Genomic DNA, 6,472 nt, shown 5'->3' with positions numbered 1-6,472 from the left:
AGGTCATCTGGTCGGCCGGTGTAGGGGACGGTGACGCGGCCGGTGGGGGTCCACAGCGACACGGTGCGGGCGTCCCGGTTGAAGCTCATCAGCCGTGCGTCGTAGGGGATGGCTCCGTGCGGGCGGAAGATGTGGGCGCGTTTCTTGGTGGCGCGCCGGTTGGCGTAGGCGCCGGCGACCTGGGCGATCGCGCGCACGGCAGCTTGGGCGCCCAGCCCGGCCACCTGCCCGCGCACCTCGTAGTAGGCCAGCCGGTGCAGCTCCACCACAGCGAAAGTGCGGTGCTGCCAGGCAAGGCGGGAGACGACGGTGGCCGCCTGGTTGCACACCTGCACCGCTGCGGCCAGCGCGTCGGCCTGGGCCGGGGTGGGCGTGAGCCGCAGTTGCACGACGGTGGGCAGGCCGTTGCGTTTGGTGGCGGAGCGGCGGATCGCCATCGGGCACCTCCTGTCACAGTGGCCTCACCCACCGCACATATTACCGAACGTGACCGAGACTTTCCATACTGTTTTCGAAAGGAGGGGTGGCGCTTCCTCCCGGCTCTGAAGGACCGGGTCTCCGCGCCACCATTCAGATGAAGCACGACCGAGTACATTTCGGCGCCGACTACAACCCCGAGCAGTGGTCGCCGGAGGTCTGGCGCGAGGACATCCGCCTCATGCGCGAGGCCGGGGTCACCATCGTCACGCTCGGCGTCTTCTCCTGGGGCCTCGTGGAGCCCGAGCCGGGGGTCTACGACTTCGGCTGGCTGGACGAGGTCATGGACCTGCTCGGCGACGCGGGCATCGAGGTCAGCCTGGCCACGGGCACCGCGTCACCGCCGGCGTGGCTGTCGCGCCGGCACCCCGAGACGCTGCCGGTCACCCGCGACGGCGTGCGCCTGTCGCCGGGCTCGCGCCAGCACTACTGCCCCAGCTCGCCCGTCTACCGCGAGGCGGCCGTGGGGCTGGCCGTCCAGCTGGCCAAGAGGTACGGCGGGCATCCCGCGCTGGCCATCTGGCACGTCGGCAACGAGTACGGCTGCCACATCCAGGAGTGCTACTGCGACGTCTCCGCCGAAGACTTCCGCACCTGGCTGCGCGAGCGTTACGGTGACCTCGACGCGCTGAACGCCGCCTGGTCCACCACGTTCTGGAGCCAGCGGGTCGCCGACTGGGCCGACGTGCTGCCGCCCCGCGCGACCCCGACCCTGCGCAACCCGGCGCAGGATCTCGACTACCGCCGCTTCAGCTCCGACGCGCTGCTGGCCTGCTACCGGGCCGAGCGGGCGGTGCTCCAGCAGCTGACCCCGGATGTGCCGATCACCACGAACATCATGGGCATGTGGGAGCCGGTCGCCGACTACGCCTCCTGGGCGGCCGACTTCGACGTGGTGGCGCTCGACATCTACCCCGAGCCGAAGGACCCCGGCGCGCACATCGACGCGGCCTTCTTCCACGACCAGATGCGCTCGCTGGGCGGCGGCCGGCCCTACCTGATGATGGAGACCGCGACCAGCGCGATCAGCTACCGCCCGCCGAACCGGCCGAAGCACGACGGACTGAACCGGCTGTGGAGCCACCAGGCGGTGGCGCGCGGCGCCGACGCGGTCATGTACTTCCAGTGGCGGGCCTCGGCGGGTGGCGCGGAGAAGTTCCACTCCGCGATCGTCTCCCACGGCGGCGCGGACAACCGGATCTTCCGCGAGGTGGCCGGGCTGGGCGCCGAGCTGGCGGCGCTGTCCGACGTCGCGGGCGCGCGGGTGCGCGCCGACGTGGCGATCGTGCACGACTACGCCAACTGGTGGGCGCTGGAGCTGGACGCCAGGCCGGGCGAGCTGAAGGTCCCCGAGCGGGTACGTGCTCACTACGCGCCGCTCTGGCGGGAGAACGTCACGGTGGACGTGGTGCCGCCCGAGGCGGATCTGTCGGCGTACAAGCTGGTCGTGGTGCCGAACCTCTACCTGTGCACCGACACGGCGGCCACGAACCTGCGCGGTTATGTGGAGGGCGGTGGGCACCTGCTGATGTCGTTCTTCAGCGGGATCGTCGACGAGTGCGACCGCGTCCGGCTGGGCGGCTACCCCGGCGCCTTCCGGGAGCTGCTCGGGCTGCGGGTGGAGGAGTTCTGGCCGCTCAGTGAAGGTGAGAGTGTGGGCCTGACCTCCGGCGGGAGCGCGGACCTGTGGGCCGACCACGTCGTGCCGGAAGGCGCCGAGGTCCTGGCCGCCTACACCGGCGGCCCGCTGGCCGGGGCGCCGGCCGTCACCCGGCACGCCTTCGGCCTGGGCGCCGCCACCTACCTCGGCACGCGCCCCGACGAGACGGCCATGCGCGAGCTCGTCCGCGACGCCCTGCGGCTGGCGGAGGTCGAGCCTGTCCTCCAGGGGGTGCCCGACGGGGTGGAGGCCGTACGGCGTGGGGAGCACCTGTTCCTGCTCAACCACGGCGACCGGCCCGTGAGTGTGGCCGGGGTGGAGCTGGCTCCCCATGATGTCGTCGTACTGGCAGGGTCATGAGCGGGCGCTTCGCAGGCAGGACGGCCGTCGTGACCGGTGGCGCGTCGGGGATCGGCGCCGCGACGGCGGCGCGGCTGACCGCTGAGGGCGCGTCCGTCCTGGTCGTCGACGTCGTCGCGGAACCGCCGCGGACATGCGCCGGTTACCTGCGCGGCGACGTGGCCGAGGAGGAGACCTGGGACCGGGTCGCCGAGTGGGGCCCGATCGACGTGATCGTGAGCAACGCGGCCGCCGCCGAGGTGGCGCCCGCGCACCTGACCCGGGCCGGGCGGACAGTGTCAAGGCCACCGTGCTCGACCGGTTCGGCACGCCCGAGGAGGTGGCCGCGGTGATCGCCTTCCTGGCCTCGCCGGAAGCCTCGTTCGTCACAGGAGCGTGCGTGGTCGTGGACGGCGGCTGGAGCATCGTGAAGGACTCGGCGTGATGGCGGCCTACAGCGGGCGCGGGCTCCACGGGCAGACGGTCGAGGCCATCGCCTCAATGATCTTCGGCGGGGAGTTCAGGGCGGGCGACAGCCTCGACGTCAACGCCCTGCAGGAACGGCTCGGCGTCAGTTCGACGGCGCTGCGCGAGGCGATGAAGGTCCTCACCGCCAAGGGGCTCATCGCGGCCAAGCCCAAGCTCGGCACCTATGTACGCCCGCGCGCCGACTGGAATCTGCTCGACGGCGACGTGATCCGGTGGAAGTTCGCCGGGCGCCCCGACCCGGGGTTCCTGCGCGACCTGCACGAGCTGCGCTCGATCGTCGAGCCTCAGGTCGCCCGGCTGGCCGCGCTGCGCCGTACCCCCGAACAGCTCGACGCGCTGCGGAAGGCGCTGGACGCGATGGCGTCCGCCGCCGACCCCGTCGCGGCCGACCTGGACTTCCACCGGGCGCTGCTCGCGGCGGGCGACAACGAACTGCTCATCCGCATGGAGGTCGTCATGGGCGCGGGCCTGGCCGGGCGCGACCGGCTCGTCCACGGCTCCAGCGGCAGCGACGACCCCGTGCCCAGCCATTTGGCGGTGCTGACGGCCATCGAGAGACAGGACGGCGAGGCCGCGGAGGCGGCGATGCGGGACCTACTCGACAGGTCGCCAGGTCGGCCCTCGGCCCCGGCCGCGACTTCGTGATCGACCTGCACGGCCGCGCCACGACCGCCAACGCCAGACGCGTCCTCGCCGCCGTCGCCGACCTGCAGCCGTTGTTCGTGGAGGAGCCGCTGGCCCCCGACCACCTGCACCGGCTCCGCGACCTGACCGCCGCGACGGACGTGCCGATCGCGCTCGGGGAGCGCCTCTACTCCCGCACCGACTTCCTGCCGCCGCTGACCTCCGGCCTGGCCGTGGCCCAGCCCGACCTGTCCCACGCGGGCGGCATCTCGGAGGTCAGGCGGATCGCCGCGCTCGCCGAGACGTTCGACGTGCAACTCGCCCCGCACTGCCCGCTCGGCCCGATCGCGCTGGCCGCCAGCCTGCAGATCGGCTTCGCCACGCCCAACTTCCTCATCCAGGAGCAGAGCGTGGGCATCTACCACAACAGCGGCGCCGAACTCCTCGACTACGTCCTCGACCCCGCCCCGTTCACCTTCACCGACGGCCACGCCCACCGCACCACGCTGCCCGGCCTGGGGGTGACCATCGACGAGCAGGCGGTACGGCAGGCCGCCCGCCACCCGCACGCCTGGCGCAACCCGGTCTGGCGGCACGACGACGGCTCGATGGCGGAATGGTGAGGCTGCGTGTGTCGCGACCCTGCCCGGCGCCGGGGACATCCGCCGGGCTGGGTCGCTGACGATCAGGCTTGGGCGGTCACCACGTTCGCTGAAGTCTCCGCGTGCACGCCGTGCCCGTCCGTACAGTGGGCCAGGTTCGCGCGGACGGTGGCGTGGAGGTCCCGGCGATGGACGGAGATGTGCGGGCCGACCGCCGAGAAGTCGAAGAGGCAGCACAGGGCGTCCGGTCCGCCGGGGATGGTGACCGGCACCGTCCACTCGCGCAGTTCGACCCGGCCGAAGCCCGCCTCCTCCACCAGGGCGGCGACCTCCTCCCCGCCCAGCGACCACGGCTCCTCGAACAACGCGGCCGGTCCGGGACCGAGCACGGCGCCGACCGCGTCGTGCAGGGCGCGGAAGAGCGGGTTGCGCCGGAGCGGTGACCAGGTGGCGATGGCGATCCGCGCGCCGGGGCGGGCGGCCCTGCGCATCTCGGCCACCGCGGCGCGCCGGTCCGGGACGAATTGGAGCGCCTGCTGCACGGTGATCAGGTCGAACGCCTCGTCCGACACGTGCAAGGGGGCCGCGCCGCACTCGACGTACTGGATCGGGGCCCCGCTGACGGGCGGCTCCTCCCGCGCGAGCGCGAGCATGGCCGGGCTCGGGTCGGTGCCGACCACGGCCCCGCCGTCGCCCACGGCCGCCGCCATGACGCGGGCCACCGTGCCCGGCCCGGTGCCGATGTCGAGCGCCCTGGCTCCCTGAGCGGGAGCCAGCTCCTCGACCAGCCGGTACGCCCAGGGCCGGAAGATCGCCGGCACCAGGACCTCCTGGTAGGGGCGGACCTGGCGGGTGTCGGCGGCCTCGTACACCGCGTGCGGGGTCTGTTCGCCCCGCCGGGAGCCGCGCGCCTGTTCCAGAGTCGTGGCCAGGACGTCGACCTCGTCGGGCGAGTTGTACAGGTAGAAGGAGGCGCGGATGGCCGCCGGGATGCCGAAACGGCTGCACGCGAGCTGGGCGCAGTGGTGACCCGAACGTACCGCGATCCCCGCCTCGTCCAAGGCCGTGCGCACCTGCTGGAGTGGCATGCCGTCCACCACGAAGGAGAGCAGCGGCAGTCTGTCGCTGGTGTCCGCGGGGCCGATGAACCGGATGCCCGGCACCTCGCCGAGCCGGTCCAGCGCGTACTCGATCAGCGCCTGGTCGTGGGCGGCGACCGCGTCCATCCCGATCTCCGAGAGGAAGTCGCACGCGGCCCCCAGGCCGACCGCCTGCGCCACCGGCGGCGTCCCGGCCTCGAACTTGAGCGGCGGCGCGGCGTAGTGCATGGCGTCCACGCTGACCGTCTCGATCATCTCGCCGCCGCCGAGGAAGGGCGGCAGCGCCGCCAGCAGCTCGTGCCGGCCCCACAGCACGCCGATCCCGGTGGGCCCGCACATCTTGTGCCCGGAGAACGTCACGAAGTCGGCCCCAAGCGCGGCGACGTCCACCCCGAGATGCGGAACCGACTGCGCCGCGTCCACGACCAGCAGGGCGCCGACCTCGGCCGCGCGGGCCGCGATCGGCGCGATGGGGTTCACGGTGCCCAGGATGTTCGAGGCGTGCACGACGGCCACGACCTTGGTCCGCTCCGTGACCAGCTCGGCCAGGCGGGACAGGTCCAGCCGGCCGTCGTCCGTGATGCCCAGATAACTGACCTTCGCCCCCACACGTTCGGCTAGCAGCCGCCAGGGGATGAGGTTGGAGTGGTGCTCCATCTCGGTCAGGACGATCTCGTCGCCGGGACCGACCCGGAGCCGCCCGTCGCCCCACATCAGCGTGTTGGCCAGGAGATTGGTGGCCTCGGTGGCGTTCTTGGTGAAGACGATCTCCTCGGCGCGGGGCGCGTTGACGAAGGCCGCGACCTTGCGCCGGGCCCCTTCGTACAGCTCGGTCGCCTCTACGGCCAGGCGGTAGACGCCACGGTGCACGTTGGCGTTGGCGCGCGTGTAGTAGTGGCTGAGGGCGTCGAGCACCACGGCCGGCTTCTGCGTGGTGGCGGCGCTGTCGAGGTAGACGGGTGGACGGGAGCCGTCAGCGGCTGTCTCGAAGAACGGGAATGCCTTCCGCGTCGACTCGACGTCGATCGTCATCGTGGTCTCCTCCTGCCGAACGGTGTCGCGGCAGTCTCACCCCGGCCGGGCCGCCCGGATCCAACTGGAGTTGCGCGACGGCATCCCACGATTCTCCGAATTACGATAGCGGATTTTTCTTCGGCGCCCGGTGGCAGAAAGCGGCGGTC

Annotated in this window: 6 protein-coding genes and 1 pseudogene; 5 read left to right on the top strand and 2 right to left on the bottom strand. The window is 72.2% G+C overall.

Annotated elements, in window-relative coordinates:
- Nucleotides 1–437, bottom strand: a pseudogene (locus AB0L53_RS44270) (hypothetical protein); the annotation flags it as partial.
- A gap of 137 nt (nt 438–574) precedes the next feature.
- Between AB0L53_RS44270 and AB0L53_RS44265 the strand changes: the two are divergent.
- The 5 genes from AB0L53_RS44265 to AB0L53_RS44245 are packed head-to-tail and all read left to right on the top strand — an operon-like array spanning nt 575 to nt 4,212.
- The gene (locus AB0L53_RS44265) at nt 575–2,497 is read left to right on the top strand and encodes a beta-galactosidase (RefSeq protein WP_364008110.1); all 1,923 of its coding nucleotides are present in this window, start codon (nt 575–577) and stop codon (nt 2,495–2,497) included.
- Nucleotides 2,494–2,829 carry an SDR family NAD(P)-dependent oxidoreductase gene (locus tag AB0L53_RS44260; RefSeq protein ID WP_364008108.1) on the top strand — a complete coding sequence of 112 codons (336 nt, stop codon included), beginning with the start codon at nt 2,494–2,496 and terminating at the stop codon, nt 2,827–2,829. The genes AB0L53_RS44265 and AB0L53_RS44260 overlap by 4 nt, the downstream gene beginning before the upstream one ends.
- The gene (locus AB0L53_RS44255; protein ID WP_364008106.1) at nt 2,787–2,921 is read left to right on the top strand and encodes an SDR family oxidoreductase; all 135 of its coding nucleotides are present in this window, start codon (nt 2,787–2,789) and stop codon (nt 2,919–2,921) included. Before AB0L53_RS44260 ends, AB0L53_RS44255 begins: the two co-directional genes overlap by 43 nt.
- The gene (locus AB0L53_RS44250) at nt 2,921–3,610 is read left to right on the top strand and encodes a FadR/GntR family transcriptional regulator (protein WP_364008104.1); all 690 of its coding nucleotides are present in this window, start codon (nt 2,921–2,923) and stop codon (nt 3,608–3,610) included. The genes AB0L53_RS44255 and AB0L53_RS44250 overlap by 1 nt, the downstream gene beginning before the upstream one ends.
- The gene (locus tag AB0L53_RS44245; protein ID WP_364008101.1) at nt 3,607–4,212 is read left to right on the top strand and encodes an enolase C-terminal domain-like protein; all 606 of its coding nucleotides are present in this window, start codon (nt 3,607–3,609) and stop codon (nt 4,210–4,212) included. Before AB0L53_RS44250 ends, AB0L53_RS44245 begins: the two co-directional genes overlap by 4 nt.
- Nucleotides 4,213–4,274: 62 nt before the next feature.
- Here the strand turns inward: AB0L53_RS44245 and AB0L53_RS44240 are convergent, their stop codons facing one another.
- Nucleotides 4,275–6,323 (bottom strand): SufS family cysteine desulfurase, encoded by a 2,049-nt coding sequence (locus tag AB0L53_RS44240; RefSeq protein WP_364008098.1) that lies wholly within the window; start codon nt 6,321–6,323, stop codon nt 4,275–4,277.
- Nucleotides 6,324–6,472: the final 149 nt, after the last annotated feature.

The sequence above is a fragment of the Nonomuraea sp. NPDC052129 genome, from assembly GCF_040680095.1.
Classification (GTDB): domain Bacteria; phylum Actinomycetota; class Actinomycetes; order Streptosporangiales; family Streptosporangiaceae; genus Nonomuraea.
This window is presented reverse-complemented; position numbering and strand designations above follow the sequence as displayed.

Coding starts and splice junctions, on each gene's coding strand:
- AB0L53_RS44265 (WP_364008110.1), top strand. CDS start 575: ATGAAGCACGACCGAGTACATTTCGGCGCCGACTACAACCCCGAGCAG.
- AB0L53_RS44260 (WP_364008108.1), top strand. CDS start 2,494: ATGAGCGGGCGCTTCGCAGGCAGGACGGCCGTCGTGACCGGTGGCGCG.
- AB0L53_RS44250 (WP_364008104.1), top strand. CDS start 2,921: ATGGCGGCCTACAGCGGGCGCGGGCTCCACGGGCAGACGGTCGAGGCC.
- AB0L53_RS44240 (WP_364008098.1), bottom strand. CDS start 6,323: ATGACGATCGACGTCGAGTCGACGCGGAAGGCATTCCCGTTCTTCGAG.